1 protein-coding gene is annotated in these 1,226 nt (G+C 71.6%); it reads left to right on the top strand.

Translation table 11 applies throughout. The annotated features are described in order from the left end of the window. Nucleotides 1-1,197, top strand: a 1,197-nt coding sequence (gene glmM / locus G6019_RS12690) for a phosphoglucosamine mutase (protein ID WP_182627731.1), incomplete at its 5' end; no start/stop codon positions are given. Nucleotides 1,198-1,226: the final 29 nt, after the last annotated feature.

Genomic DNA, 1,226 nt, shown 5'->3' with positions numbered 1-1,226 from the left:
CGCGACCCCCGGGCGTCGGGGGAGATGCTGGAGGCGGCGCTCGCCGCGGGTCTGGCCAGCCAGGGGGTGGACGTGCTGTGCGTCGGGGAACTCCCGACCCCGGCCGTCGCCCATCTGACGGCCTGGCACGGTGCGGCGCTCGGGGCGGTCATCTCGGCCTCGCACAACGCGATGCCCGACAACGGCATCAAATTCTTCGCCGCCGGCGGGCACAAGCTAGGTGACCACCTGGAGGACCGCATCGAGGATGCGCTCGCCGAGGGGAGGATCACCGGACCCACCGGGGCGGAGGTCGGCCGGATCTCACGTGCGCCGTCGGAGGACGCCCTGGACGGATACGTCCGGCACCTGCTCGACGCGACGCCGGGACGGCTGGACGGCCTCCGGGTGGTGGTCGACTGCGCCAACGGGGCGGCGAGTGTGGCGGCGCCGCGCGCCTACCGTGATGCGGGGGCGACCGTGATCGAGCTCCACTCCAGCCCCGACGGGTACAACATCAACGACGGGTGCGGCTCCACACACCTGGACGACGTGCGCGCGGCCGTCCTCGAGCACGGCGCGGATCTCGGCCTCGCGCACGACGGCGACGCGGATCGTTGCCTGGCCGTGGACGCCTCCGGTGAGGTCGTCGACGGTGACCGGATCATGGCGATCCTCGCGCTGGCGATGCGGGACGCCGGAGAACTCGTGGAGAACACCCTCGTGGCGACGGTCATGAGCAACCTCGGCCTCAAGGTGGCGATGCAGGCCGCAGGGATCCACGTCACCGAGACCAAGGTGGGGGACCGCTACGTTCTGGAACGCCTTCGTGAGGGTGGGTACAGCCTGGGCGGCGAGCAGTCCGGTCACCTCGTCCTCCCCGCCCACGCGACCACCGGCGACGGGGTTCTCACCGGCCTTCGCATCATGGCCCGTATGGCGGAGACCGGTAGCTCCCTGGCCCAGCTCGCCGGAGTGATGACCGTGCTCCCGCAGATCCTGATCAACGTGCCGGTGGAGAACAAGGCCGCTGTCGTGTCGTCCGCGCTGGTGGGTGACGCTGTGGCCGAGGAAGAGGCACGACTGGGGGCGACGGGCAGGGTACTGCTGCGCCCGTCGGGCACCGAGCAACTGGTCCGCGTCATGGTGGAAGCGGAGGACGCGCACTGCGCCCGCAGGGTGGCCGAGAGGTTGGCGGGACTCGTCACCACCGTCTGACGAGGCCCCGGGACCCCGGCGGCCCCGGG

The sequence above is a fragment of the Dietzia sp. DQ12-76 genome, from assembly GCF_014145045.1.
Classification (GTDB): domain Bacteria; phylum Actinomycetota; class Actinomycetes; order Mycobacteriales; family Mycobacteriaceae; genus Dietzia.
This window is presented reverse-complemented; position numbering and strand designations above follow the sequence as displayed.